Here is a 23,945-nt window from a genome sequence, read left to right as displayed (position 1 = left end):
TCCATCCATGAAACAACTCGATCTGTACATCGGCGAAGGCTTTGAAGGTCCAGGCGTCAATGCCGCTCACATCAACATCTTGCTCGGGCCGCGCAACGGTCCGGCCGGTCAGGCTTTCTCTAATAGCCTGGCGTCGCCAAGCCAGGGGCATTGCCCGTTCATGGTAATTGCTCAGCCGAACATTCCGGTCAAACCGATGACCTTGTATGTGAACAAGGCCGCCATCAGCAGTGATCTGCACGGCAATGCCACCTGGGGCGCGTCACAGGCCGGTATCGCCAAGGCTGTGCTTGAAGCGCTGTTGGACGACACCTTGCCGCCGGAAGCCGAAGACGAGTGGGCGATCGTGACCGCCAACTGGGTCAATCCGGCCTGTGATGACCTTGATGCGGTCTACCTGAATAACTACAACGCCTGCCGCACGGCGATTCGTGCAGCGCTGACCGGCAAGCCGGAAAAGGCGCAACTGGCGGATGTGGTCGATCACATCAGCAACCCTTTCTACACCCCAAAAGCCTGAGGTCCGCGCCATGCAATACATTCGTTTGGGCAACTCTGGCCTGCAAGTCTCCCGCCTGTGCCTGGGCACCATGAACATGGGCACCCCGGACTGGAAGCCGTGGATCTTCGATGAGAAAAAGAGCGAGCCGATCGTCAAGCATGCGCTGGACAACGGCGTGAACTTCATTGACCTCGCGGATTTCTACTCCGCCGGTGTCGGTGAGGAGGTGGTGGGGCGCATCGTCAAGCGTCTGGCTCGTCGCGAAGACCTGGTGATCACCACCAAGGTCGGATACGGCACCCGCACCGGGATCAACGCCAGCGGTCATTCACGTAAGCACATCATGGACAGCATCGACGCCTCTCTGAAGCGTCTGAACATGGATTATGTCGATGTGTTCATGCTGCATTACTTCGACGTGAACACCCCGGTTGAAGAAACCATGAGCGCAATGAACGATATCGTGCGCTCCGGCAAGGCCCGTTATATCGGCGTGTCTACCATGCTCACCGGACAACTGGCGAAGATCCTCATGGCCTGCGAGCGCAATGGTTGGGTCAAGCCGATCAACATGCAGTTGCAACTAAACTGCGCCTACCGCGAAGAAGAGCGCGAGATGATTCCGTTCTGCCGCGATCAGGGGTTGGGCGTGTCGGTGTTTAGTCCACTGGCCCGCGGTTTGTTAACCGGTGACGTGCAGTCGACCCGTAACCAGACCGATTTTTTCACCCAGCAGATGTACAGCGACGAAGCCTCGTTCGAGGTCGCTCATTCAGTACAGCGTGTGGCCCGTGCCCGCGGCGTGTCCAACGCGCAGATCGCCCAGGCGTGGGTTGCCAACCATCCGGGTGTGGATTGCATGCTGGTGGGTGCCGACACCACCGAGCAGTTCGACAGTGCCTTGGCGGCGCTGGAAACAAAGCTCGATGCTGAAGAGCTGCATGAACTGGAGCGCAATTACACTCCATGCGATGTGATCAACGATTACACCGCCGGCAAGCGTATCCTGCGTTCGGCCCGTCCGGGTCTGGAGCGCTTCAATCTGACTGAGGCTGTGGCATGAGCGCGTTGATCCGTAATGGCAATTTCATCGACGGCCAATGGTCCAGCGGTGGTCCGACATACTCGGTATTCAACCCTGCCAACGGCGAGTTGATCGTCGAGGTGCAAAAGGCCGGCGCCGAAGAAACCATCCTGGCCATAGACGCAGCAAATCGCGCCTTGCCGGCCTGGCGCAAACTGACTGCCAAGGAGCGCAGCCAGCGACTCAAGCGCTGGAGCGAGCTGATGCTGAGCAATCAGCGCGACCTCGCGACCCTGCTCAGCCGCGAGCAGGGCAAGCCGTTGGCCGAAGCGATGGGTGAGGTGGTTTACGCCGCTAGCTTCCTCGAGTGGTTCGCCGAAGAGGCCAAGCGCGCCTATGGCGATGTGATTCCGAGCCATAAGGCTGACGCGCGGATCATCGTAACCAAGGAAGCCATCGGCGTGGTGGCCGCGATTACCCCGTGGAACTTCCCCTTGGCCATGGTCACCCGCAAGGTCGGTCCCGCGCTGGCGGCCGGTTGCACGATGATTCTCAAGCCCTCGGAAGAGACGCCGTTGTCAGCCTTCGCCCTAGCAGTGTTGGCGGAGCAGGCAGGCATTCCGGCCGGTGTGTTCAACATCGTCTCCGGCGACGCCGTGGCAATTGGCGGGGTGCTGCAAGCCTCCAGCGTGGTGCGCAAACTGTCGTTCACTGGCTCCACCCGCACCGGTAAATTGCTGATGCGTCAGGCCGCCGACACCTTGAAAAAGGTCTCGCTGGAACTGGGCGGCAACGCGCCGTTCATTGTTTTCGACGACGCCGATCTGGATGCCGCGGTCAAAGGCGCCATGGCCTCGAAGTTCCGCAACACCGGGCAGACCTGCGTCTGCGTAAATCGTTTTTTCATTCAGGACGGCGTCTACGAAGCCTTCACCGGCAAACTTGCCGAAGCAGTTGCTGCCATGCGAGTTGGCAGCGCCCTGGATGGTGAAACCGAGCAAGGTCCGCTGATCAATGCGGCGGCGTTGGCGAAGGTCGAACTGCATGTGGGCGATGCATTAGAGAAGGGCGCCAAGCTGATGTGCGGCGGTCGTCGTCACGCACTGGGCGGGACGTTCTTCGAACCGACCATCCTCACTGAAGCCAACAGCGACATGCTGATCGCTCAGGACGAAACCTTTGGGCCGGTGGCCGCGTGCTTCCGCTTCAAGGATGAGGCCGAAGTGCTGCAACGGGCCAACGACACGCCGTACGGTTTGTCGGCCTACTTCTACAGTCGCGACATCGGCCGCGTGTGGCGCATGGCCGAGGGCCTGGAAGCCGGCATGGTCGGGATCAACGAAGGGATCATTTCCACGGAAGTAGCACCATTCGGTGGCATCAAGGAATCTGGCCTGGGGCGCGAGGGTTCGAAGTACGGCCTGGACGACTACCTGGAAATCAAATACCTGTTGATGGGTGGACTCTGAGCCCATGCTCTGAGGGGTTTCCATCCGAAGCCCCTCAGGGCGCAACTTGGACCATCAGCCAGTCGCTGAACAACTCGACTTTGGACAAGCCCTGGCTGCTGGGGGGGATGTCCAGCCAATAGCCGTACGGGCCGAGCACCTCCACCGGGCTGATGGGCAGCAATTGCCCTGCTGCCAGCTCGCGCTCAATCATTTGCCGGTCGATGACCGCCAGCCCGCCTCCGGCCAGGGTGGTATGGATCACCTGGTCCAGAGTGCTGAATTCCAGACCCTGGCTTGGATCTACGTCATTGCGCCCGGTCGCTTCCAGCCAGTTCTCCCATACCTGCAGGTGCTTGCCTTCATGGATGATGTGCAGCAGTGGATACCCGTCGAGCGCGGGTGGCAGGCCCTGATTGAAGAGTTCTGGGCTGGCCACCGCGATATGTCGCTCCAGCACCATCAGATGACTGACTTGGCCGGCGGCGGCCTGCAGACCGAAACGAATTCTGCAGTCCGTTTCGCTGGCACTGTCATGCCCTGCATCACTGCTGATGCTCAGGCTGATGGCGGGGTAGCGCTGGTTGAAACTCTTCAGTCGCGGCGCTAGCCAGCGAGTGGCGTAGGTGGGCGGTGCGAGGATGCGCAGGCGTTGGCGCAGGTTGGGCACTCGCACGGCTTGCAGAGCCTGCTGCATCCGCTCGAAGGCTTCACTCAGATGAGGCACCAGCCCCGCGCCTTGGGGCGTCAGGCTCAGTCCCTGCGGCGTGCGCACGAACAATGCCACACCGAGGTACAGTTCGAGCTGCTTGATCTGCCGGCTGACGGCACCCTGAGTCACATTCAGCTCTTTGGCGGCCTGGCTGAAGCTGTGGTGATGTGCGACTTCTTCGAAGACCCGCAGGGCATTCAGGGACGGTAGCTCACGCATCTTGGCCTCGGCTGCTCAGGGCGTCATGCCCACGGTCGATGGAGGGGGCTAAGGGCTCGAGGCTGCGTTGCGCCAGCCATATCTCCTGTTGTAGCCATTCGCGGAACACTTGCAGCTGGGGTGACTCGGCCTGTTCGGGGCGGGTCACCAACCAGTATGACTGGTGGCCGGTGACGTGCACATTGAGCAGCTGGGTCAATTGTCCGCAGGCCAGTTCACGGTTGACCATATGGTGGTCTGCAATAGTGATACCGAGGCCGTCTACTGCTGCGCGAATGGCCAGGTCAAGCAGGTCGAACTCGTAGCCGGTCTGGGTATCCACGCCTGTGATGCCCGCAGCATCCAGCCAATGGCGCCAAGTCTGGAAACGCCGCTCCTCGCTGGCCAGCACGTGCAGTAAAGGAAGACTAGCAAGGTCGGGCGTATCATCGCCGGTCTGCAGACTGGCGAGTAGGGTCGGAGCACATACGGCGATATGCTGCTCGTGGAAGAGCAGCGAGCTGTTGAGCTGGTCCCACTCACCGTTGCCGAAGCGAATCGCACAGTCCAGCGTGCTGGATTCCCTGAGGCTGTCCTGCAAGAGCGTGGTGACGCTCAGCTCCAACTCTGGATGCTGCTCGCGCAGGCGGCCGAGGCGCGGCAGAAGCCAGCGGCTTGTGAAGGTCGGTGGTGCATTGAGGCGTAAGCGGTTGATATGGTTCTTCTGTTGGATGCTGCGGACGGTCAGTTCGATCTTGTCAAACGACTGATGTAGGGCCCGTAGTAGTTGGCGGCCGGCATTAGTCAGTTCCAAGTGATGGTGACGGCGGGTGAGGAGCGGCTCGCCAAGCTGCGCTTCGAGTTGACGCACTTGTCGGCTAATAGCGCTTTGTGTGACGTTGAGTTGCTCTGCTGCGCGAGTGAAGCTCCCAGTGCTGCCAGCGATCTCAAAGGCTTTCAGCGCATTTAGTGCGGGCATCTGACGTTTCAAGTTGGGAGCCTTCTTGTTCTTACGGTATTAGAAAGGGAGGCCGGCGAATCATTTTCACTGATTCTGTTAGATCATGAGAAGCAGAAAAAACGATGACACCTAGGCTTAATGCCCGGGTGCCGTTTTGTCAGGGGTAATCGTAGGGGGCCTCGCTCAAGATGAGTCCACGTCGAATGACCACTAGCGAACTTGTACCGTCTGCTGCGATAGGCGTTTCCGGCCAGAAGCTACTGACTGTCCGCTATTGGCCGATATCTGCCTGTCACGACCGACTGTCGGGTTTGGGTCGTTATGGCCTTGATGCAGGCGCCGCTGACTCAACCAGACACCGGTGCCATCCCAATGCAACAGCTTGAGTCGCGAGCCGCGCCGATTACGAAAGCATAGGCCGTGCCATCGCAGGGTGGGCGCCCGAGTGCCTGCTGAATGTGTGCCGAAAGCTCGTCGATCCCCAAGCGCATATCGACCGGTTCGACCACTAGCCAAACCTGTGCCGGCGTCAGTATCAAGCCATCCCCCGCAGCAACCCGGCCATCCAGGCCGCATCGACGCCAGCCGGCAATGCCAACTGCCAGCCGCTGGCATGTTGCAGCAGCAACTCCCTGCTGACTGTGGCCCCTGCACCGCCAGCGGCACCAGGGTCAGTGGACTGGTGGCCTGTTTGTGGCGCCTGATCCAGTAAGCGAGGGCCTTGGGCTTGAGCTCATGCTGCTGGCAGTAAGCGACCTGAGTCAGCCGGCTGGCCGGCCAGGCCTGGACATGCTCGACCCAGAACTCCCGTCGCGCGCGCATCGTTTTCATGTGAATCCCCTGCTGAAAGATGCAGAGGATGCCGGCCAGGGGGGCTCAAGGTAACGATGGGCGGGTTGGACGCTTACGGTAGCCACGGTCATCCACGCGGGCCTTGATCGCAAGTGGGAGGTTGGGCTTGGGGCCCATCATCACCTGGGGGTTGAAACGCCGGAGCAGACCCTAAGAGGTCAATGTGGGAGGCAGGAACATCTATGCTCGATGGGGCCACAGCTGGCGGATGGGGGAGTCGATGATCGCTGCTCTGGCAAGTGTGAAATTCGGAAGCTGGGGCACAGTCAAGCTGCTATTTCCGCTACTGATAGCGGAAATAGCAGCTCAGGCCGGACGTTTGTTCAAGAATTCAGGGCTGGTCGCTTGGCTTGTCTGTGGATAGGTCTGTTTGATGAGGGCTCTCTCGTCGTTACGATCCCCCCAATTCAAAGGAATTGCTACCGTTACGCTCAGATCGTGTCATCGCCCGTCAGCGCCACGGCGCGCGTGGCCTAGCCGATTTGGGGGCTGAACCGTTAGCAACCGTTACGCTCACGGCCTTTAGTTTTCGTTCGAACTACTCCTAGGATGGGCACAAATCCACTCACCGAACGGAGTAATACGATGGCACCTCAAAACCAACCCGCCTTGGTCATGCTCAGGCTGGCGCAGGTAATCCTACGCACGGGCCTGTCGCGGTCAACCATCTACAGCAAGCTTGATTCAGGTTCAGCACATTACGATCCGACCTTTCCAACACAAGTCCGACTTGGCAGCGGGTCGGCGGTACGTTTTATCGAAGCTGAAGTAAATGCATGGCTGGAGCAGTGTGTGAGATCAGCCAGAAGTGGAAAAATTAAAGCCGTCGTGCCTGGCACTCGGTCAGCAGGTCGACGGGAGATCGAAGGCCCAGAGGTGATTGCGTAATGAGTGATAATCCATATAAACAGACAATCTCACGGTCTTGGCCGCATCCATTTGTCGGCTGCCTGCCACTGCCGTTGCTTAACGCAGTCGTCGACGAAGTTCATAATAATATTCAGGCTCCTCGGCCCTTAATTTTGACAGCGGCGTTGGCAAGTATTGCTGTTGTTTTGCAAGGGCTACTAGATGTCAGCAAACCAAGCGGTCAAGTTGTTCCCACGTCACTGATGCTACTCGTTATTGCGGGCTCAGGGGAGCGGAAGTCCACGGTGGATAACATTTTTATGAAGCCAATTGATGAATACCAGATAGAACAATATGTGTATTACCAGAGGCTATTCAAGGCTTGGATCGTTAAAAAAGACATCTGGGAATCAGAAAAAAAAGCAACCTTAAGATGTGTGACAAAAAACGCTGAAAAGGGGTTAGCTTCGGATGAAGAAGAACTGCGGTTGCTAGAGCATGAGATGGCTAAGCCGGTAAGGCCTAAAGAGTTCAAGCTCCTCTATGAGGATGCTACGTCTGAAGCCTTGTTTCATGGACTGCACCAGAATTTACCAACAGCTGGATTGATGTCCAGTGAAGGAGATGCCGTCTTAAGTGCACGAGCATTTGGCGATTTACCAAAACAGAATGCTATCTGGAGTGGAGACACAATAACTGTCGATCGTAAATCAACCGAAAGTTTTAAGCTTGAAGGTGCCCGCCTGACGGTGTCGATCATGGTGCAAGAAAGCGCTCTTAAAGGCTATATGGCAAGGCGTGGAGAGCAGGCTCGAGGAACCGGGTTGTTGGCGCGATTCTTGGCATGTCACCCGATGTCGACGCAGGGTTCTCGAGTGATCAATAACGGCACTCAGTCATGGGAGCATCGTGATAAGTACAATGATCGCCTGACAGAACTGCTTAAGCAGAATCTAGGCTTGTTGCTAGATCCCGTTAGAGAAAAAAAAGTGATTAAGTTCACGCCAGAAGCCGGTGATCGGTGGTTGTCGATTTACAACGTCATCGAGGCAGAAATTCTTCCGGGTGGATGGTTTGAGGGGGCTGGTGACCACGCATCAAAACTGGCAGACAACATAGCTAGGGTGGCTGCGTTATTTCATTATTTTGAGGGGTTTGAGGGCGATATCTCACTAGAGACGCTTGAAACTGCTATCAGTGTATGTAAATGGTATTCAGATGAATTTATGAGGATTTTCATGGAGCCCCCGCAAGTGGAGTCTGACTCCTATGAGTTGCAATTCTGGTTAAATAATGTTGCTTCTAAAGGTCGGCGATATGTACGTAAAAACCATGTGCGTCAGTATGGTCCTAACAGGGTAAGAGATAAAAAACGCTTGGATTCAGCTTTGGAGTTCCTCTGTCGTCAGCGTGTAATTTCAATATTAGATTGGAGTAATGTTACTTTAATTGATCTTTCTCCTCACTTAGCGCCAAATCCGTACGCGGCCAACTGTTCAAATTTTTGGAGCATATAACTATAGGTTTGCTTGAGTACTAACTTATTTTCCCCATATTCCCCGTTGTTTGTTTTATAACCCTGTGTGTCTTGAGGTTTATGTGTGCCTGCGGGTGTGCTGGGTGTGTGGCTATTATGGAGTGTTATTTAATTAGTTGTATTGCTTTAAATGTGTTTACTGATGGAGGTGTTGTTAAACATGTAATCTTGATAGATGTGGTGAATCGTGCATATGGCTAGAATAGTCAATATGCACGGTTACTCATTGTATTTGAGAGTGATGTTCATGACGGTAGTAGTGTGTGGTTTTCAGTATTCATTTTATTTTAATTGTTGGTGGTATAGGTATGTGCCTAGACGAAAGTTATGATGGAGTGACTAGTGATGTGGAAGAAGGCCAGTTCCTTGAGGTCACGGTCGAGGATGGCTTGCTAGGTCAACTAAAATTAATTGAACCGCTTGCGGTTGAAATAATTGGCAGTGATGAGCAGTTGTTCGCTGCGGTTAAGCGAACTGACGGTAAGCTCGCGTTTAAGGCGTCGTCAACTGGAAAGCGTCTGCTCAAGGTTTTAAGTAATGGACAAAGTGAGTTCACGTACTGTTTCCCTGTTCATGAACTGAATCCATATGTGGATCTGCTTTTCAGTTGTGCTGGAAGGGTCGCTAGCCCTTTGTTGTTCTCAAATGCAACTAGGGTTCACTCAAGCGAGGTTCTGAAGACCGTGGAGATTTTGAGCGGACTTGTTGCGGATATAAGACGGGCGGCCTTGGGGCATGACTTTAAGAGCCTTGTAAGGAACTTTTCTAAGGCGGCCAGCAAGCGAGCCAAGAGTCTAGACGCTTATATCGATGCCTTGTTTGAAAGGCACTCTAGGCTGGTGGTAATTCGTTTGGATCTGTCATACGAGTCAGGCTTGTTTCGTCAGAAGGAAAGTCTGCAGGAGTCCTTGCTACAGGTTAAGCATGACTGGGCCAAGATGCAGCGTGATTTGCACAAAGGTGTCCCTATCAAGGGGTTGCTAGGCTTTGCTTGTAAATTGGAGTACGGCCATCGGAAGGGCTTCCATTTCCACCTTTTGGCTTTTTATGATGGGGCGATTTATCGCAAGGATGTTGTCTTGGCTAAACTGCTAGGTGAGCACTGGCAGAACGTCGTAACAAAGGGGAAAGGGCACTATTTCAATTGTAATAATCAGCAATGGAAGTACCGGCACCGAGGCATAGGGGTCGTGGGTCACCTTGACACTGATCTCATCCGAAACTTAAAAGATAGAGTGGCGTCCTACCTGACCAAGGTGGACTATTGGGTGCGTCTCTCCCCTGGAAGGGGTAGATCATTTTTCAGGGGAAATATGCCTAAGCTGAAGTCAGTGAAAAGAGGGCGCCCCAGGGGTCTGGGGACTGTTCAGGCAGCTCCTCACTTGGCCATCTAGGCATGTCTTGGGGCCTATTATTTTCTGGACTTTAGGCTGATGATGGTAGCTGCTGCGCTGATCAATTTCTCCGTGAGCCCCCACTCTGAATTTTGTAGAAATGTTATGATTTCTGCTCTTTTGGCTGGAGCTTTCTGAACTGTTTTTTGACTATCTTTCCAGATGCTCTTTGCCGCTGTATTGATAAGTATGAGTGCGGTAGATGCGTGTTTTGGGTATTGCTTTGAGAGCTTTATGGGAAGTTTATTATTCGATACTTCGGCGTGGTAGTGTTCGTTGGGTAAAATTGCGAAGGCAGCTTGTTCGAGTGAATCTTTTCCCTTAAAATCGAATTTCCCCTCTAAGTATTTTTTTATTTTTCCGATAAGCTCCATTCGCTCCTTCTCTGAGGTGATATTTGTTTCGGAGATAAATATATCTGAGGCTTTGTTTAATTCGAAAAGATTGTCTGATTGCCATATTGGTTTTTTGTTTTCTTTGTGGTGTTTGTTGGTCTCTGCTGCTGATTCTATAATTCTGTTTGAGTCCTCTGTTTTTATAAATATGTCGTTTTTACTAATTAATATCTTTTCTATCTCGTGGGGTGAGATTGTTGAGGTGGTGAAGAGATCTGCGTCTTCTATGATGCCTTTAAGTGGTTTTAAACTGGACTTTAGCAGAAAGTGTGCTGAGGCTTGAGTAAGGCCATTTCCGTTTTGGTGAAAAAAACATTGCGTAAAATTGGATGTTACGGTCTCGCCATAATTGGCGATTTTCTCCCATTCGGCGGTGCTGATGGAAAGAAATATTATGTCTAGGTCTACTTTTGAATGATAGTCGTGGTCCGCGTTGAAAGGAGTGCCTTTATGCCGTTTGCGTGGAATATTTACTGTTCTGGGAGTATCGTCATTTGGGACGAATGCCGAGCCTGATACGTGAACTTCAACTGTTTTCGGGCAGCGGCATAGAAGGGGGATCTGAAATTTTTCGATGCTGTCTTTTAGTTCACTTTCGGAGATGCTGTGCTCCTCAAGAAGTGCAGTTACTGATATAACAAGCTCGGCGTTTTTCATTTTTAATCGTGTCCTTGTGTAGCGCTGCTGGTTTTTCTCAGGGTGGTTGGAGTAGCTGTTTATATCAGATTGGATAAATGCTTACCGAGAACTTCCCAAGCCTCCGCCATTTCTTTGGCATAGCTGTGACGCTGATAAATGCGTTTTACCTTGTTTTCCTCTGTGTGGTTGAGGCAGCGTTCAGCCACTTCAGGAAGCACGCCAAGTGCAGTCATAATCGTCGCGCCTGTACGCCGCAGATCATGAGGCGTCCACTTGCCGCCTGGAAGCAAGAGTGCTTGGGCTTTGGCGCTACGTCGGCTCATGGAGCCTTGTTCTGGAAGGCGCTGGCGATCACCTAGCTGCTTAGTTACTGTTTTAGGGCATACATGGTCAGTTATGTAGGTGTTCGGGTAGCACCAAGGTGACAGGCTATTACTTTGCTTTACGCGCTTGAAGTGGCTAATGGCAAAATCTGAAAGGATAATGCTGTGTGGCTTGCCGTTTTTGCTATTCTCGGCCGGAATCAGCCAAGTGTTTTGCTCCAGATCTACATGCTCCCATCGGGCGCTCAGGAGCTCACCAATTCGACAGCAGGTCGATAGGGCAATCCAGATTGCAGCTTCGGTGGTGACTAGCAGCCCTGCATCAGGGGCTTTCTTAGCAAGCAGCTTGATTTCGTCATCACTCAGTACTCGGTCGCGCTCAGTGTCTTTACCACCTATCTTGGCTTTGCGGATACTGGCACTGGGATCGTGTTCGATCAGGTCACGGTCTACAGCAAAGCGGAACATTTGACGCATAAGCGAAAAAACCATCTTGGCCATACGGTTTACACCGCGAGCGAGGAGGGTATCTGTCACCTCGGTAATGTGGCCCTTTTTCACATCAGCGACAGCCAAGTCGCCCAAGAAGGGCAGAACGTCCTTTTCAAACATCCGACGAGCCTCTGCGCCCTTGTCCTTGCGGTTGATAAGGTCAACCTTAGCCCAGTGCTCGAATAGGTCGGCAACAGTCTTGCGTGCAGCCTGTCGAGCTTGCTCTGCATCAATGGCAGCTTTCTCATTGATCAACCTTGCCAACTCGGCATTCCGAGCTGCAATACGAGCGGTTTCCTCGTCTTCAAAGTGTTCCCGAAGATCCTTGATGCCGGTTTTGTGTAACCCGGCTAGTTCTTTGGCCCGTTGCCCAGCTTCCGCCAAGGTCATGGTGCCTTCATGGCCATCGCGACTGTAGGTGCCGATAGGGTAGGTAACCCGTTCGCCGCTGCTTTTAGAGTAACGGAAGTAGAACAGGCGTTCGCCACTGGGGGTGATGCGTGCGACCAGGCTGCCGTGCCCCCAAATGGCTACCTCGCTGAGCCATTTGTCGCTGATGCCTGGCTTGGCAGTCATTTGCCTGTCAGTGATCTTCGCCATGGTCTGCTCCTCGTTCTCCGTTGCCAATTAGGATCTGCTGGTTGCCAATTGGTTGCCAATTGAGATTGGCTATCGCAGGATTTTATCGGATCATTTTGGACGATAGAATGACTTTGTTTCAACAAAATCAAGTGGTTGGCGGTTATTGTTTGGAATCGTACGGATGGCCTTGGATGTAGCTTTACCTTTATGGGGTGCTAGGGGTAGAGTGTTCGAATCACTCCGTCCCGACCATATAATCCTAGAAAATCCAGTCACTTAGCGGTGACTGGATTTTTTTATGGGCTGGAGTTTTGACTGAATGCTGAATTTGGCCCCACTTTTTGCCCCACCGAGTGAATGTGTGGTTCCAATTTGCTTTTAGCAGGGCTAGCTTGCGCATTCCACGCCATCCGGCCAGGCAGTCGGAGCGCAGCGACGCAGATTTGCATTGTTAGTCTGAAGTACCCGATGTCGTCAATTTCGTCGTGCGTCTACGCATCGATTCGCCCTTCAGTTCGATGCGGTAAGCGTTATGTACCAGTCGGTCGAGGATCGCATCGCCCAGGGTCGGATCGCCGATCAGATCGTGCCATTTGTCCACCGGCATCCGGCGTTTTGCAAGGTAGTTGTCGCGTCAGCCGTGTTTTTAAGCTGCTATTTTCAGTGCCGGCTGCTCCCTTTCCGGGTTGAGTGTGACGGCGCCGATAGGTTGCCAATTTCGCGTTGCACCTGACCAGCGATGCGGGTGTTTATGACGGGCTTGCTGGTACAGCGCATGACGCTTGGCTAGCACTTCTTGATCCTCTCCACGATGGCGCTGTGCCGGGGTCACGAAGCGGATGCGGCTGTGGCGGTGCTCATGGTTGTACCAGCGGATAAAATCGCGCACCCAGCTGCGTGCTGCGTCCAAATCGGCAAAGCCATCCTGCGGCCATTGCGGGCAGTATTTCAGGGTTCTAAACAGCGACTCTGAGTAGGGATTGTCGTTGCTCACCCGCGGTCGTCCGCGCGATGGGGTGATGCCCAGGTCGTACAACTTACTCAGCAGCGTCACCGATTTCATCGGCGCGCCGTTGTCCGAGTGCAGCACCAAGGGTTGGCCCGCGCAGCGCTCGCCGAGCACGGTACGCTGCATCAGTTCGGCCGCACGCTCGCCGCTTTCTTGCTCGTAAACCTCCCAGCCCACGGCCTTGCGGCTGTAGATATCCTCGATCAAGTACAGGTAGTAATACTGCCCGCGCACCGGCGATTGCAGGTAGGTAATGTCCCATGACCAGACCTGATTGCTCTTCCTCGCACTGTGCGTGGTCGGCGCGGCGTGCTTGTGCGGCGCATGGCTGCGGCCACGTTGGTGCAGCTGATCAGCGGCTTTCAGCACGCGGTAAAAGGTGGCTTCTGAGGCTAGGTAGCGACCTTGATCGGCCAGCCTTGGCACGATCTGACTCGGCGGCAAGCTGGCGAATGGCGGGCTGTTGCAGGCATCCAGGATGGTGCGGCGCTCCTCAGCACTCAGGGCATTGCTCGGTCGCGGACGTAGTGTGGTCGTACGCACATCGGCCTGTATGACAGGTGTCAGCGCCCAGCGTTGCAGGCTGCGCAGCGACAGCCCGATCTCTGCACAGGCAATTGCCTTGCGTGCACCAGAAGCAACGGCATGGTTAAAGCGTTCAACGAGTTGTTGCCGTTCTGGCAGAGAGGTCAAACGTCCTCGCTGTCGTTTCCCCAGAAGGCATTCATCTTTTTTCGCAGCACCAGGATGGCGGCGGTTTCCGCCAACGCCTTGTCCTTGCGTCGCAGTTCACGCTCCAACTCGGCGATGCGTTTCTTGTCGGCGCGCGCCTGCTCTCGATCAGCCTGACGCTGTGCCTGGGCAGACAGCTGGCCACTGATGCAGGCTTGGCGCCACGCGTTGAGTTGTTCAGGGTACAAGCCCTTGCTACGACAGTATTCGCTGAGCTCGATCTCGCTCAGGGTGGCCGCGTGCAATACCGCTGCGAACTTGGCTTCAGCCGGCCAGTCATCGGCGTTTTTCTTGTCTCCGGGCACTACCGCGCCTCCCGCTTTGAGCTTCGTGCGCCAAGCATACAGGGTGGCTTGGGAGATACCTTCTTGACGCGACAACTCGGCCACGGACATGTTTTGCGGCGGCAGTAATTTACGGATAAGGGCAGCTTTACGCTCAGGTGAATAGCTCGACATTACAGCTCTCTTTGACGCCCCCGATCTATCGTTTTGATAAATCAGCTCAGGCGACAACTAGCCTGACACCGGGGGCATCTGGCTGGTTACCAGTGTTGAGCGATGCCCGTAGCGGTCGTCCAGCAGTTCCAACATGTCGCGTCGTTGCGGCGCAGTAAACGGCGCCAGGCCCCAGTCATCAAGGATCAGCAGATCGGTCTTCGCATAACCGGCCATCAGTTTGGCGAAGCGGCCGTCACCGTGGGCCAGGCCCAGTTCTTCCATCAAGCGCGGCAGGCGCAGGTAGCGCACGCTGTAGCCGTCCCGGCAGGCCTTGTGTGCTAGCGCGCATGCGAGCCAGGTTTTGCCCACGCCAGTGGGGCCGCCGATGATCAGGTTCAGCCCGTCGCGTAGCCATTGGCCGCTGCCCAGTTGCAGGATCAGGGATTTGTCCAAGCCGCGCGGGCTGCGGTAATCGATGTCTTCCAGGCAGGCGTTGTGGCGCAGTCGGGCTGCTTTGAGGCGAGTCGTTAGACGTGCGTTTTCACGCTCAGTCAGCTCGCGGTCGACCATCAGTCCCAGGCGTTCATCGAAGCTGAGGTCGTTGATGTCCGGTGTTGCGTGCTGCTCGCTCAAGGCTTTGATCATGCCGTGCAGGCGCAGGGTTTGCAGCTTGTCTAGAGTCGGGTTGGGTAGCATTTTGGTGCTCCTTTTTTAGGTCAGTGGTAGTAGCCGGGGCCACGCAGGTTGCTGTGTTCGTCGGGCAACAGCGGCAGGTTCTGCTGGCCCAGCGGTAGCCGCTCCAGGCCTTGGCGCAGGATCGATTCGAGGCTTTTGTAACTGCATGCGCCCAGCGCCAGCGCTCGCTGACAAGCGGCTTCCAGCCGCTCTTCGCCGTGGTGTTTGCCCAGCCGCAGGATGCCCAGGCAGGCGCGGAAGCCGTGCTGCGGATGGATCCGGCGTTCGAGGATGTAGGCGATGACGCCGGCAGTGTTCGGCCCGGTCTGCTCTGCCCAGTGGATCAGCCTTTGCGGCGTCCATTCGGCGTGTTCGCGGTGGCTCTTGGGCATGTGTTCGGTTTGGGTGGTGTGGCGGCCTTTATGTGGCGAGCGCAGATGGCTGGCCACACGCTGGTTGGCGTGGAAGCATTCAACGGTCTGCGCGGTCAACCGCACTTCAAGCTGGTGCTTCACCAACTGATACGGTACGGAGTAGTAATGCCCGTCGACTTCGACGTGGTAGTCGATGTGCACCCGTACCTTTTTCCATTCGGCGTAGACGTACGGATGTTCCGGCAGCGGTTGCAGTGCGGGGCGGTCAATGGCCTCGAAGGCTGAGCGGCGTGAGCCGGGCAGCTTCTTGAAGGGCCTTTGGTTGAGGCGTTCGAGCAGCACGCCGATCGCCGTATTGAGTTCGCCCAGCGAGAAGAACTGGCGGTTGCGCAGCGCGGCGAGGATCCAGCGCTCGACCACCTGCACACCGACTTCGACCTTGGCTTTATCCCTCGGCTTACGCGAGCGAGCGGGCAATACAGCGACCCCGTAGTGCTCGGCCAAGTCGCGGTAACTGGGGTTGATGTCCGGCTCGTAGCGATGCGCCTTGGTGACGCCGCTGCGCAGATTGTCCGGCACCAGGATCTCCGACGTCCCACCGAGAAAAGCGAAGCAGCGCGCGTGCGAGCCCAGCCAGTCGGGCAGTTTCTGCGACCAGGTGGCCTCGGCAAAGGTGTAGCTGGAGGCGCCCAGGACGGCGACGAATATCTGGGTCTGACGGATTTCCCCAGTCTGCCGGTCGATGACCGGCACGGTTTGGCCGGCGTAGTCGACGAACAGCTTTTCGCCTGCGCGATGTTCCTGGCGCATGACCACATCGACCTTGGCGGCCCAGAGGCGGTAGTGCTCGCAGAACCAGCTGTACTGGAAGCCTTGCGGGTGGCTGAGGCGATACTCCTGCCAGAGCAGGGCCAGGGTTACGCCGGGGCGCCGTAGTTCGGCGTGGGCCCAAGCCCAGTCGGGCATAGGACGCTGCTCACTGGGGACGGCGGGCAGTGGTGGAAAAAGACTCCGTTGCAACTCGGCGTCGGTCAGAGCAGAGGGCCAAGTCAGGCCGCTGGCAGCAAAACGATTGAGGTAGTCACCGACGGTGGCTCGCCCCACTTGCAGGCTGACAGCGATCTGGCGGGCAGATAGACCAACCTCAAACTTGAGACGCAGTACTTCTCGAATCTTACGCATGGATAACCGCTCCACAACGACCTCTTCGCTTCGATAAAAGAGGTCGATGGTAGTGAATTAATCCTGCGTTGCTGCCTGCCTGAACGGTGGCCGGATGTGCGTGGAACGGGTGGCCGGATCACCGTGGAATCGGTGGCCGGATGCTCATGGAACAGGTGGCCGGATGGCCGTGGAATCCGCAGCCTGGGCAGGAAAACCATTGTCTGGTATCTGCTGACGACAGCCATTGCCATGATTGTGGGCATTGCCGTAGCGTCGCTGCTGTCTCCGGGCACCGGTATGCAGATTGCTAGCGAGGCCATGGTCGATGTGAAGAAGCAGGCAAGTATCGTTCAGGTCATTCTCAGTATCGTTCCGGACAATCTGTTTACAGCCTTTGCTCAGATGAACATGCTTGGCATCATATTTACGGCCGTGACCTTCGGCCTTGCACTGCTAAAGCTGCGCGAATCTCCGGTTTATGGAGATGCTGCCAGACAGGTACTCAAGGTTGTCGAGGGGCTCAACGAAGCTACCATGCTGATCATGCACGGCGTGCTGCACTACTTGCCTATCGGAATATTCGCTATCGTGGCCGGTACTGTTGCAGAGCAGGGGACCGCCACCATTACATCATTGGCAGGCATGGTGCTGGTGTTGTATGTCGCCTTGTTCGTGCACGCGGGGCTTTATTGCTTGGCCATGCTTGTATCGGGCGTCAAGGTCGGCAATTTCATTCGGTACGCGAGGACCCCCATCGTTACCGCCTTCGCCACTCAGAGTAGTTCCGGTACATTGCCGATTACCATGAATGCTGCCAGCAACATGGGACTCTCCCACCGGGCGTATAGCTTGATTCTGCCTCTGGGGGCTACGATCAACATGGATGGGGCGGCAATCAGGATAGCGATATCGGCCGTCTTTGCAGCCAACGTGATCGGTGCACCGCTGGATCTGATGCAGATGGTACAAATCGTAATCGTTGGAACTCTGGCAACGATAGGTACGGCAGGTGTGCCAGGGGCCGGGATTATCATGATCGCCACCGTGTTCGCACAAGTAGGTTTGCCGATCGAGACGGTTGCCCTGCTCGCAGCGATTGACTCACTGGTTGGCATGGGGGCTACCGCCTTGAATGTAACCGGTGACTTGGTGGGAGCCGCGATTATCAGTCGCAGTGAAAAAGACGAAGCCATTGAATAAGTAGTTGGCCTGACAGTAGAGCCCTGATAGTCAGGGCTTCAGGCTACTGTCCAGTGCTTCGAGTTCTGTCAGAAGATCAATCAGGTCGTCATACTTGTCTTCACTCAATGCAAGCTTGAAAGAGGCTGATATCTCTATGGCTATATCGAGATTCGTGAATCGCCCCGGATTTCGTAGAAACATTTGTGTGACTGCTTGCTATTGGCCGAGGCAGTGTAAAAGCTTTTTTGAGCAGGCTTGTGGGGTAGAGTCAGAACGCAAATCGCGCCTCTACGCAAATTCCGAGTCTGTTGATTAGCCACACGCGGGCAGATTTCACGTAGCCGCCCAGACCTCAAAACAGCGGCGGCGTTTTTATACAGTCTGGGCCGTTTCTGCCGGTTGTCACAGGCAGCGGTGGGTTGTGGATTCAACCGGTCGATGCAACACACTACTGTACTGGAGAAACCTCAGACTCTGACCCCATTGATCGCCGGGGCACTGCCGGCGGGTGCAGATTCTCGATATCGAACGCACTTTTCATGGACTGGTGCCGCTCGCCTACCTGCCGGCTGCGCCCGAACTGTCCGGCGACCAGCTCGCCCAACTGCAGCGGCGCGGGCGCTGGTGGTGGATGACTCGAGTGTAGCCCTGCACCAGACGCTCAATACCTTGCGCGGCCGTGCCTGCCACTGCGCAATGGCGAGGAGGCGCGGGCTGAACTGCTGCGCCTGACCGACACGCCCCAGGCCATCGAAATTGTGGTTTCGGACATCGGAATGCCTGGGATGGACGGCTACCAACTGACCCGCGAAATGCGCGCCAATGCGGCCTTGCGCGGTATCTATGTGCTGCTGCACACCTCGCTGGACAGCACCATGAACACCGCAAGGCCATCAAGTTCTCCGCCAGCTCACGGCGTAAGACCCTGCTACGTGCCGTCCAGGACGTCGAGGAACAAAGTCCGGCAAGTGAATAATACTTGACTAAAACACTTGGTTATTACATGGTACAGACCTGTCCGGCCGGCTTGGAGCCGTTAATGAGACTGACTACTAAAGGCCGCTATGCGGTAACGGCGATGCTTGATCTAGCCTTTCATGAGGATCAAGGCCCCATCACTCTTGCGCAAATTTCCCAGCGCCAGGGGGTGTCTGTCTCCTACCTGGAGCAACTGTTTGCCAAGTTGCGTCGTTGCAAGCTGGTGACCAGTGTTCGCGGGCCCGGCGGCGGCTACCGCTTGGCGAGCAGTCCCGCACAGATCAGCGTGGAGCAGATCGTCGAAGCGGTGGATGACTCCATGGATGCCACGCGCTGCCTCGGCCGGGCCGACTGCCAGCAGGGTGAGGTGTGCCTTACCCATCACTTATGGTCGGACCTGAGTGAACGCCTGCAGCAGTTTTTAAACAATATCAGCCTGGCAGATCTGATCTGCCGCGAGGATATCAGAAGGGTGCATACGCGCCAGAACGAGTCCGACTGCGCCCCTGGCCAGTCAACTGCAAGCCCGGAACACATTATTTGCAGCGGCCGTTAGAGCCGCCTGATTCGTGCAGTACGCCAACCGGGTGCCATCGGCACAAGGCAGTGTGACTGCAAGCCTGAACTGACTTTGCCGCCAAGGGCCTTCGCCGATTGGCTGCATGACTGAGGTGATACCGTGACTGAGCAAGTCAAAAGCCTTATCAAGCAGGACTACGCGGCTGGATTTCATTCCAATATCGCGTCTGACACCCTGCCGCCTGGCCTGAATGAAGATACCGTGCGTTTTATTTCGGCGAAAAAAGGCGAACCACAATGGATGCTGGACTGGCGCCTGAAAGCGTTCCGCGCTTGGCTGGAAATGGACGAGCCAACCTGGGCCCATGTGCATTACCCCGAAATCGACTTCCAGGCCATTTCCTACTTTTCCGCCCCGAAAAGCATGGCCGACAAACCCAAGAGCCTGGATGAAGTTGATCCCGAGCTGATCGCCACCTACAAAAAACTCGGCATTCCGCTGCATGAGCAAGAAATGCTCGCCGGGGTAGCGGTGGATGCGGTGTTTGACTCGGTTTCGGTGGTCACCACCTACCGCGCCAAACTGGAAGAAGCCGGGGTGATTTTCTGCCCGATCAGCGAAGCCGTACACCGCTGCCCTGAACTGATCCAGAAGTACCTGGGCAGTGTGGTGCCGCAAAAGGACAACTATTACGCCGCGCTCAATTCTGCGGTGTTTTCCGACGGCTCCTTTGTCTACATCCCCAAGGGCGTGCGCTGCCCCATGGAGCTGTCGACCTACTTTCGCATCAACGAGATGAATACCGGGCAGTTCGAACGGACCCTGATCATTGCTGAGGACGGCGCCCACGTCAGCTACCTCGAAGGTTGTACCGCGCCGATGCGCGATGAGAATCAGCTGCACGCGGCGGTGGTCGAGCTGGTCGCGCTGGATAACGCGACCATCAAATATTCGACGGTACAGAACTGGTATCCGGGCAATGCCGAGGGCAAGGGCGGCATCTACAACTTCGTGACCAAACGCGGCATTTGCCACACCAACGCAAAGATTTCCTGGACCCAGGTGGAGACCGGTTCAGCGGTCACCTGGAAGTACCCCAGCTGCATCCTCAAGGGTGACAACAGCGTGGGCGAGTTCTACTCGGTGGCCCTGACCAATAATTTCCAGCAGGCTGACACCGGCACCAAGATGATCCACCTGGGCAAGAACACCCGTTCTACCATCATCGCCAAGGGGATTTCCGCGGGCCGCAGCAACAGCGCCTATCGCGGCTTGGTGCGGATCAATCCGGGGGCCGATGGGGCGCGCAACTACACCCAGTGCGATTCGCTGCTGATCGGCGATCGCTGTGGCGCGCACACCTTTCCCTATATCGAAAGTAAAAACCCCACGGCCGTGGTTGAGCACGAAGCGACCACGTCCAAGGTCAGCGATGACCAGATGTTCCTCTGTCAGCAGCGCGGACTGGACGCTGAGAAGGCCATTTCGATGATCGTCAACGGCTTTTGCCGCGACGTGTTCAAGGAGTTGCCGATGGAGTTCGCGGTCGAGGCAGGCAAGTTGCTGGAAGTCAGCCTCGAAGGTTCAGTGGGTTGACCTGAACACCTCAGAACGACCTTGAATGCCCCCAATTTATACAGATATCAGGCATTAAATATGTTATCAGTCAAAGACTTATGCGCAAAAGTTGAAGGCCTTGAAATTCTCAAAGGTCTTGCTATCGAGATCAAACCCGGCGAAGTACACGCCATCATGGGCCCCAATGGTTCCGGCAAAAGCACCCTGGGCAATGTCCTCTCGGGCCGCCCGGGCTATGAAGCCACCGCCGGCGTCATCACCTTCAAGGGCCGTGACTTGCTGGCCATGAGCACCGAAGAACGGGCCCGTGAAGGTTTGTTTCTGGCCTTCCAGTACCCGGTGGAAATTCCCGGCGTGAGCAATATGGAATTTCTCAAGGTGTCGGTGGATGCCAAGCGCAAGCACACCGGTCAGCCGCCGCTGTCGGCGGTCGAGTTTATGAAACTGGCCCGGGCCACCAGTAAGCGTGTGGATCTGGATGCGAGCTTTTTAAAACGCGGGGTTAACGAAGGTTTTTCCGGCGGCGAGAAGAAGCGCAACGAGATCATGCAGATGATGCTGCTTGAGCCTGATCTGTGCATCCTCGATGAAACCGACTCCGGGCTGGATATCGACGCCCTGCAACTGGTGGCCGAAGGCGTCAACAGCATGCGTGACGGCAAGCGCAGCTTTATCGTGGTAACCCACTACCAGCGCCTGCTGGACTACATAGTGCCGGATTACGTGCATGTGCTGGCCGATGGCCGCATCGTCAAATCCGGCGACAAGAGCCTGGCCCTCGAGTTGGAAGCCAAAGGCTACAGCTGGTTGGAAAACGGGGTCGCCTGAAACCATGACTGACTTTCAAAAAAACGCCATCACCCTGGCCGCCGCACAGAACAATCCGGCCTGGCTTGCCACCTTGCGTCAACAGGGCGCAGCAGACTGGTCGGCAGCCACCTGGCCGGGGCGAAAAACCGAATTATGGCAGCACACCACGCTGGCCCCCCTGCAAACCAGCGGTCCGGTTCGCTGGGCCTCGGCGGGCGCTGGCGACTGGCAGGCCAGCGTCGATGCCATGCCGCTGGACGCTACCCGCCTGGTGTTTATCAACGGCCAGTTTGCCGCTGAGCATTCCAGCCCATTGCCGCAAGGGGTGGTGCGCTTTGCCGATGCCGACACGGCGCAGCAACAGCTGATCAAACAGCACCTGGGCCAGGTGGTCGATGTTCAGCGACACCTGTTTGCCGCGCTAAGCAACGCCTGGCTGGCCGACGGTATTCTGGTGCAGGTGGGCAAGGGTCAGACGTTCGACAAACCGGTGTATATCCTCAATGTCTCGACCCCCGAGGCGCAACCAGCAGTGAGCAATCAGCGCGTGTTGCTGGTGCTGGAAGAGGGCAGCCAGGCTGAGTTGATCGAGCACTACGTCTCCAGCGCAGCCACGCAGAACGGCTTCGTCAATTGCCTGACCGAGGCCGTGGTAGGCGCCAATGCCCAGCTGCAGCATTACCGCATCAACCTGGAGCAGGAAGACCTGCTGCATGTGGGCGGCGTGCATGTGGACCTGCAGCGCGACGCGCGCTTTTACGGTTTCACCCTGGCCCAGGGCAGCCGCCTGAAGCGCATCGACTACCAGGTCAATCACCGCGGCCCGGGCGCACACCTGGAGCTGCATGGCGTGTACCTGCCGCGCAACAAACAGCTGATCGATTACCACACCAATGTCGAGCACTGCGTGCCGCACTGCAGCACCAATGAGATTTTCCGCGGCATTATTGGCGACTCGGCCAAGGCGGTGTTCAACGGGCGCATTCATATTCATCCCCAGGCCCAGAAGACCCTGGCCGAGCTCAGCAACAAAAACCTGCTGACCTCGCGCAACGCCGAGGTCTACACCAAGCCCGAGCTGGAAATCTACGCCGACGATGTGCGCTGCGCTCATGGTGCAACCATTACCCAGCTCGATCAGACCTCGCTGTTTTACCTGCAGAGCCGCGGGCTGTCCCATGCCGAGGCCATGAGCATGCTCAGTTTCGGGTTTATCAACGAGCTGCTCAATCAGGTGCCGGAACCGGCGGTGCAGGCCTATCTGCGCCCGCGTATCGCCGCTCTGCTCGGCCGTGAAACAGCCCACCTGGAGCAACTGGACGATGACTGAGCACGCACTTCACTCGCACCCGGCCTTTGATGTCGAACACATTCGCCAGGATTTTCCGATTCTGCACCAACAGGTCAATGGCCATCCGCTGGTGTACCTGGACAACGCCGCCACCACGCAAAAGCCCGAGGCGGTGATTCAGGCCATTGTCGATTACTACCGCCAGGACAACAGCAATGTGCACCGCGGTGCCCATGCCCTGGCCGAGCGCGCCACCGAGAAATTCGAGGCAGCGCGCGGCAAGGTTGCCGGCTTGATTAATGCGCCACACAACCGGCAGATCATCTGGACCCGCGGCACCACCGAAGGCATCAATCTGGTGGCCGCCTGCTGGGGCCGCAGTCAGCTGAAAGCGGGTGATCGAATTCTGGTCTCGGCCATGGAGCATCACTCCAATATCGTGCCCTGGCAGATGATTGCCGCCGAAATGGGCGCCACGGTCGAGGCGATTCCGGTAGACGCCAGCGGCACGCTGAACATGGCCGCCTTTGCCGACATGCTCGACGAGCGCGTACGCATGGTCGCCTGCGCGCAGGTGTCCAACGCCCTGGGCAGCATCAATCCGGTCGACGAGATCGTGCGCATGGCCCATGCCGTCGGCGCCTTGTGCCTGATCGACGGCGCCCAGGCCATGAGCCACTGGTCGGTGGATGTGCAGGCGCTGGACTGCGATTTTTACGTGTTTTCCGCCCACAAGCTGTTTGGCCCCACCGGGCTGGGCGTGTTGTATGGCAAGGCCGAACTACTGGAAAGCATGCCGCCCTACCAGGGCGGCGGCGAGATGATCGAATCGGTGAGTTTTGCCGGCACCACCTACAACCAGCTGCCTTACAAGTTTGAAGCCGGCACGCCGGACATTGCCGGGGTGATTGGTTTCGGTGCGGCGGTGGATTACCTGCAGCGCCTTGACCGCGTGGCCGCGGCGGCGCACGAACAGGCCTTGCTGACCTATGCCGAAGCACGCGCCAAAGCCACTCCGGGGATGCGCCTGGTCGGCACGGCGGCGCACAAGACCGCGGTACTGAGCTTTTTGCTGGACGGCGCCCATCCGCATGACGTGGGCATGTTGCTGGATCAGCAGGGCGTAGCCGTGCGTTCCGGCAACCACTGCGCGCAACCGATCATGGATCAGTTCGGCATTCCCGGCACCGTGCGCGCCAGTTTCAGCATCTACAACACCTTTGCCGAGGTTGATCGGCTGTTCGAGGCGCTGGCCAAGGTCAGAGAGTTTCTATAAAGAGTCAC

General features: G+C 56.6%; 19 protein-coding genes and 4 pseudogenes. 13 read left to right on the top strand and 10 right to left on the bottom strand.

Annotated elements, in window-relative coordinates:
• The first annotated feature begins 7 nt into the window (after positions 1–7).
• From fae to VCJ09_RS12985, 3 genes are read left to right on the top strand one after another with little or no spacing between them, the layout of a single operon-like run.
• Positions 8–520, top strand: a complete 513-nt coding sequence (gene fae, locus VCJ09_RS12995) for a formaldehyde-activating enzyme (RefSeq protein ID WP_324730609.1) — start codon at positions 8–10, stop codon at positions 518–520.
• 10 nt (positions 521–530) lie between these two features.
• Complete coding sequence (locus VCJ09_RS12990) at positions 531–1,565, top strand: aldo/keto reductase (protein WP_324730607.1); 1,035 nt, start codon at positions 531–533, stop codon at positions 1,563–1,565.
• A complete protein-coding gene (locus VCJ09_RS12985) occupies positions 1,562–2,995 on the top strand; it encodes an NAD-dependent succinate-semialdehyde dehydrogenase (protein ID WP_324730606.1) in 1,434 nt (477 codons plus the stop codon). The genes VCJ09_RS12990 and VCJ09_RS12985 overlap by 4 nt, the downstream gene beginning before the upstream one ends.
• 34 nt (positions 2,996–3,029) lie before the next feature.
• On the opposite strand, the gene VCJ09_RS12980 is transcribed toward VCJ09_RS12985, so the two are convergent.
• From VCJ09_RS12980 to tnpA, 4 genes and pseudogenes are all read right to left on the bottom strand, one after another.
• Positions 3,030–3,905: a LysR substrate-binding domain-containing protein gene (locus tag VCJ09_RS12980; protein ID WP_324730605.1), complete on the bottom strand. Its 876-nt coding sequence runs from the start codon at positions 3,903–3,905 to the stop codon at positions 3,030–3,032.
• Positions 3,898–4,875, bottom strand: a complete 978-nt coding sequence (locus tag VCJ09_RS12975; protein ID WP_324730604.1) for a LysR substrate-binding domain-containing protein — start codon at positions 4,873–4,875, stop codon at positions 3,898–3,900. The genes VCJ09_RS12980 and VCJ09_RS12975 overlap by 8 nt, the downstream gene beginning before the upstream one ends.
• Before the next feature lie 180 nt (positions 4,876–5,055).
• Positions 5,056–5,336, bottom strand: a pseudogene (gene tnpB / locus VCJ09_RS24820) (IS66 family insertion sequence element accessory protein TnpB).
• Positions 5,337–5,493: 157 nt separating this feature from the next.
• Positions 5,494–5,667 (bottom strand): annotated as a pseudogene (gene tnpA / locus VCJ09_RS24815) (IS66 family insertion sequence element accessory protein TnpA); the annotation flags it as partial.
• Positions 5,668–6,246: 579 nt separating this feature from the next.
• On the opposite strand from tnpA, the gene VCJ09_RS12970 reads away from it, so the two are divergent.
• The 3 genes from VCJ09_RS12970 (at position 6,247) to VCJ09_RS12960 (ending at position 9,477) form a co-directional block, all read left to right on the top strand.
• Positions 6,247–6,585 carry a helix-turn-helix transcriptional regulator gene (locus VCJ09_RS12970; protein ID WP_324730603.1) on the top strand — a complete coding sequence of 113 codons (339 nt, stop codon included), beginning with the start codon at positions 6,247–6,249 and terminating at the stop codon, positions 6,583–6,585.
• A complete protein-coding gene (locus tag VCJ09_RS12965) occupies positions 6,585–8,063 on the top strand; it encodes a YfjI family protein (protein WP_324730602.1) in 1,479 nt (492 codons plus the stop codon). Before VCJ09_RS12970 ends, VCJ09_RS12965 begins: the two co-directional genes overlap by 1 nt.
• A gap of 283 nt (positions 8,064–8,346) precedes the next feature.
• The gene (locus tag VCJ09_RS12960; protein WP_324730601.1) at positions 8,347–9,477 is read left to right on the top strand and encodes a YagK/YfjJ domain-containing protein; all 1,131 of its coding nucleotides are present in this window, start codon (positions 8,347–8,349) and stop codon (positions 9,475–9,477) included.
• A 17-nt stretch (positions 9,478–9,494) separates the two neighbouring features.
• Here VCJ09_RS12960 and VCJ09_RS12955 read toward each other — a convergent pair whose 3' ends face one another.
• The 6 genes and pseudogenes from VCJ09_RS12955 to istA form a co-directional block, all read right to left on the bottom strand.
• A complete protein-coding gene (locus VCJ09_RS12955) occupies positions 9,495–10,529 on the bottom strand; it encodes a hypothetical protein (RefSeq protein WP_324730600.1) in 1,035 nt (344 codons plus the stop codon).
• A 59-nt stretch (positions 10,530–10,588) separates the two neighbouring features.
• Positions 10,589–11,926 carry a tyrosine-type recombinase/integrase gene (locus tag VCJ09_RS12950; protein WP_324730599.1) on the bottom strand — a complete coding sequence of 446 codons (1,338 nt, stop codon included), beginning with the start codon at positions 11,924–11,926 and terminating at the stop codon, positions 10,589–10,591.
• Positions 11,927–12,359: 433 nt separating this feature from the next.
• Positions 12,360–12,530: pseudogene (locus VCJ09_RS12945) on the bottom strand (ATP-binding protein); the annotation flags it as partial.
• A 24-nt stretch (positions 12,531–12,554) separates the two neighbouring features.
• Positions 12,555–14,107 (bottom strand): IS3 family transposase gene (locus tag VCJ09_RS12940; protein WP_324730598.1). Its coding sequence is split into 2 segments (ribosomal slippage): positions 12,555–13,645 and positions 13,645–14,107, totalling 1,554 coding nucleotides; the frame shifts between segments, so codons are not numbered across the junction.
• Positions 14,108–14,179: 72 nt separating this feature from the next.
• Positions 14,180–14,785 (bottom strand): annotated as a pseudogene (gene istB, locus VCJ09_RS12935) (IS21-like element ISPre4 family helper ATPase IstB); the annotation flags it as partial.
• Between the two features lie 20 nt (positions 14,786–14,805).
• Positions 14,806–16,320 carry an IS21 family transposase gene (gene istA / locus VCJ09_RS12930; RefSeq protein WP_324730597.1) on the bottom strand — a complete coding sequence of 505 codons (1,515 nt, stop codon included), beginning with the start codon at positions 16,318–16,320 and terminating at the stop codon, positions 14,806–14,808.
• Between the two features lie 96 nt (positions 16,321–16,416).
• On the opposite strand from istA, the gene VCJ09_RS12925 reads away from it, so the two are divergent.
• The 7 genes from VCJ09_RS12925 to VCJ09_RS12895 all read left to right on the top strand — a co-directional run bounded on the left by VCJ09_RS12925 (position 16,417) and on the right by VCJ09_RS12895 (position 23,937).
• Complete coding sequence (locus tag VCJ09_RS12925; RefSeq protein WP_324730596.1) at positions 16,417–17,502, top strand: dicarboxylate/amino acid:cation symporter; 1,086 nt, start codon at positions 16,417–16,419, stop codon at positions 17,500–17,502.
• 490 nt (positions 17,503–17,992) lie between these two features.
• A complete protein-coding gene (locus tag VCJ09_RS12920) occupies positions 17,993–18,130 on the top strand; it encodes a hypothetical protein (protein ID WP_324730595.1) in 138 nt (45 codons plus the stop codon).
• 393 nt (positions 18,131–18,523) lie between these two features.
• Positions 18,524–19,018, top strand: a complete 495-nt coding sequence (locus VCJ09_RS12915) for an Rrf2 family transcriptional regulator (protein ID WP_324730594.1) — start codon at positions 18,524–18,526, stop codon at positions 19,016–19,018.
• Between the two features lie 123 nt (positions 19,019–19,141).
• Positions 19,142–20,578, top strand: coding sequence for a Fe-S cluster assembly protein SufB (gene sufB / locus VCJ09_RS12910; protein WP_079202148.1), 1,437 nt, complete (start codon positions 19,142–19,144; stop codon positions 20,576–20,578).
• Between the two features lie 60 nt (positions 20,579–20,638).
• The gene (sufC, locus tag VCJ09_RS12905; protein ID WP_079202147.1) at positions 20,639–21,388 is read left to right on the top strand and encodes a Fe-S cluster assembly ATPase SufC; all 750 of its coding nucleotides are present in this window, start codon (positions 20,639–20,641) and stop codon (positions 21,386–21,388) included.
• Between the two features lie 4 nt (positions 21,389–21,392).
• Entirely contained in the window at positions 21,393–22,700 is a 1,308-nt protein-coding gene (gene sufD / locus VCJ09_RS12900; protein WP_324730593.1) for a Fe-S cluster assembly protein SufD, read from the top strand.
• The gene (locus VCJ09_RS12895; RefSeq protein ID WP_324730592.1) at positions 22,693–23,937 is read left to right on the top strand and encodes an aminotransferase class V-fold PLP-dependent enzyme; all 1,245 of its coding nucleotides are present in this window, start codon (positions 22,693–22,695) and stop codon (positions 23,935–23,937) included. The genes sufD and VCJ09_RS12895 overlap by 8 nt, the downstream gene beginning before the upstream one ends.
• Positions 23,938–23,945 lie beyond the last annotated feature (8 nt).

It is taken from the genome of Pseudomonas paeninsulae (genome assembly GCF_035621475.1).
Classification (GTDB): Bacteria; Pseudomonadota; Gammaproteobacteria; order Pseudomonadales; family Pseudomonadaceae; genus Aquipseudomonas; species Aquipseudomonas paeninsulae.
Note: the sequence above shows the minus strand (reverse complement) of the source record. Positions and strands in the feature narration are given on the sequence as shown.

Coding starts and splice junctions, on each gene's coding strand:
- fae (WP_324730609.1), top strand. CDS start 8: ATGAAACAACTCGATCTGTACATCGGCGAAGGCTTTGAAGGTCCAGGC.
- VCJ09_RS12990 (WP_324730607.1), top strand. CDS start 531: ATGCAATACATTCGTTTGGGCAACTCTGGCCTGCAAGTCTCCCGCCTG.
- VCJ09_RS12985 (WP_324730606.1), top strand. CDS start 1,562: ATGAGCGCGTTGATCCGTAATGGCAATTTCATCGACGGCCAATGGTCC.
- VCJ09_RS12980 (WP_324730605.1), bottom strand. CDS start 3,905: ATGCGTGAGCTACCGTCCCTGAATGCCCTGCGGGTCTTCGAAGAAGTC.
- VCJ09_RS12970 (WP_324730603.1), top strand. CDS start 6,247: ATGGGCACAAATCCACTCACCGAACGGAGTAATACGATGGCACCTCAA.
- VCJ09_RS12965 (WP_324730602.1), top strand. CDS start 6,585: ATGAGTGATAATCCATATAAACAGACAATCTCACGGTCTTGGCCGCAT.
- VCJ09_RS12955 (WP_324730600.1), bottom strand. CDS start 10,529: ATGAAAAACGCCGAGCTTGTTATATCAGTAACTGCACTTCTTGAGGAG.
- VCJ09_RS12950 (WP_324730599.1), bottom strand. CDS start 11,926: ATGGCGAAGATCACTGACAGGCAAATGACTGCCAAGCCAGGCATCAGC.
- istA (WP_324730597.1), bottom strand. CDS start 16,320: ATGCGTAAGATTCGAGAAGTACTGCGTCTCAAGTTTGAGGTTGGTCTA.
- VCJ09_RS12915 (WP_324730594.1), top strand. CDS start 18,524: ATGAGACTGACTACTAAAGGCCGCTATGCGGTAACGGCGATGCTTGAT.
- sufC (WP_079202147.1), top strand. CDS start 20,639: ATGTTATCAGTCAAAGACTTATGCGCAAAAGTTGAAGGCCTTGAAATT.
- sufD (WP_324730593.1), top strand. CDS start 21,393: ATGACTGACTTTCAAAAAAACGCCATCACCCTGGCCGCCGCACAGAAC.
- VCJ09_RS12895 (WP_324730592.1), top strand. CDS start 22,693: ATGACTGAGCACGCACTTCACTCGCACCCGGCCTTTGATGTCGAACAC.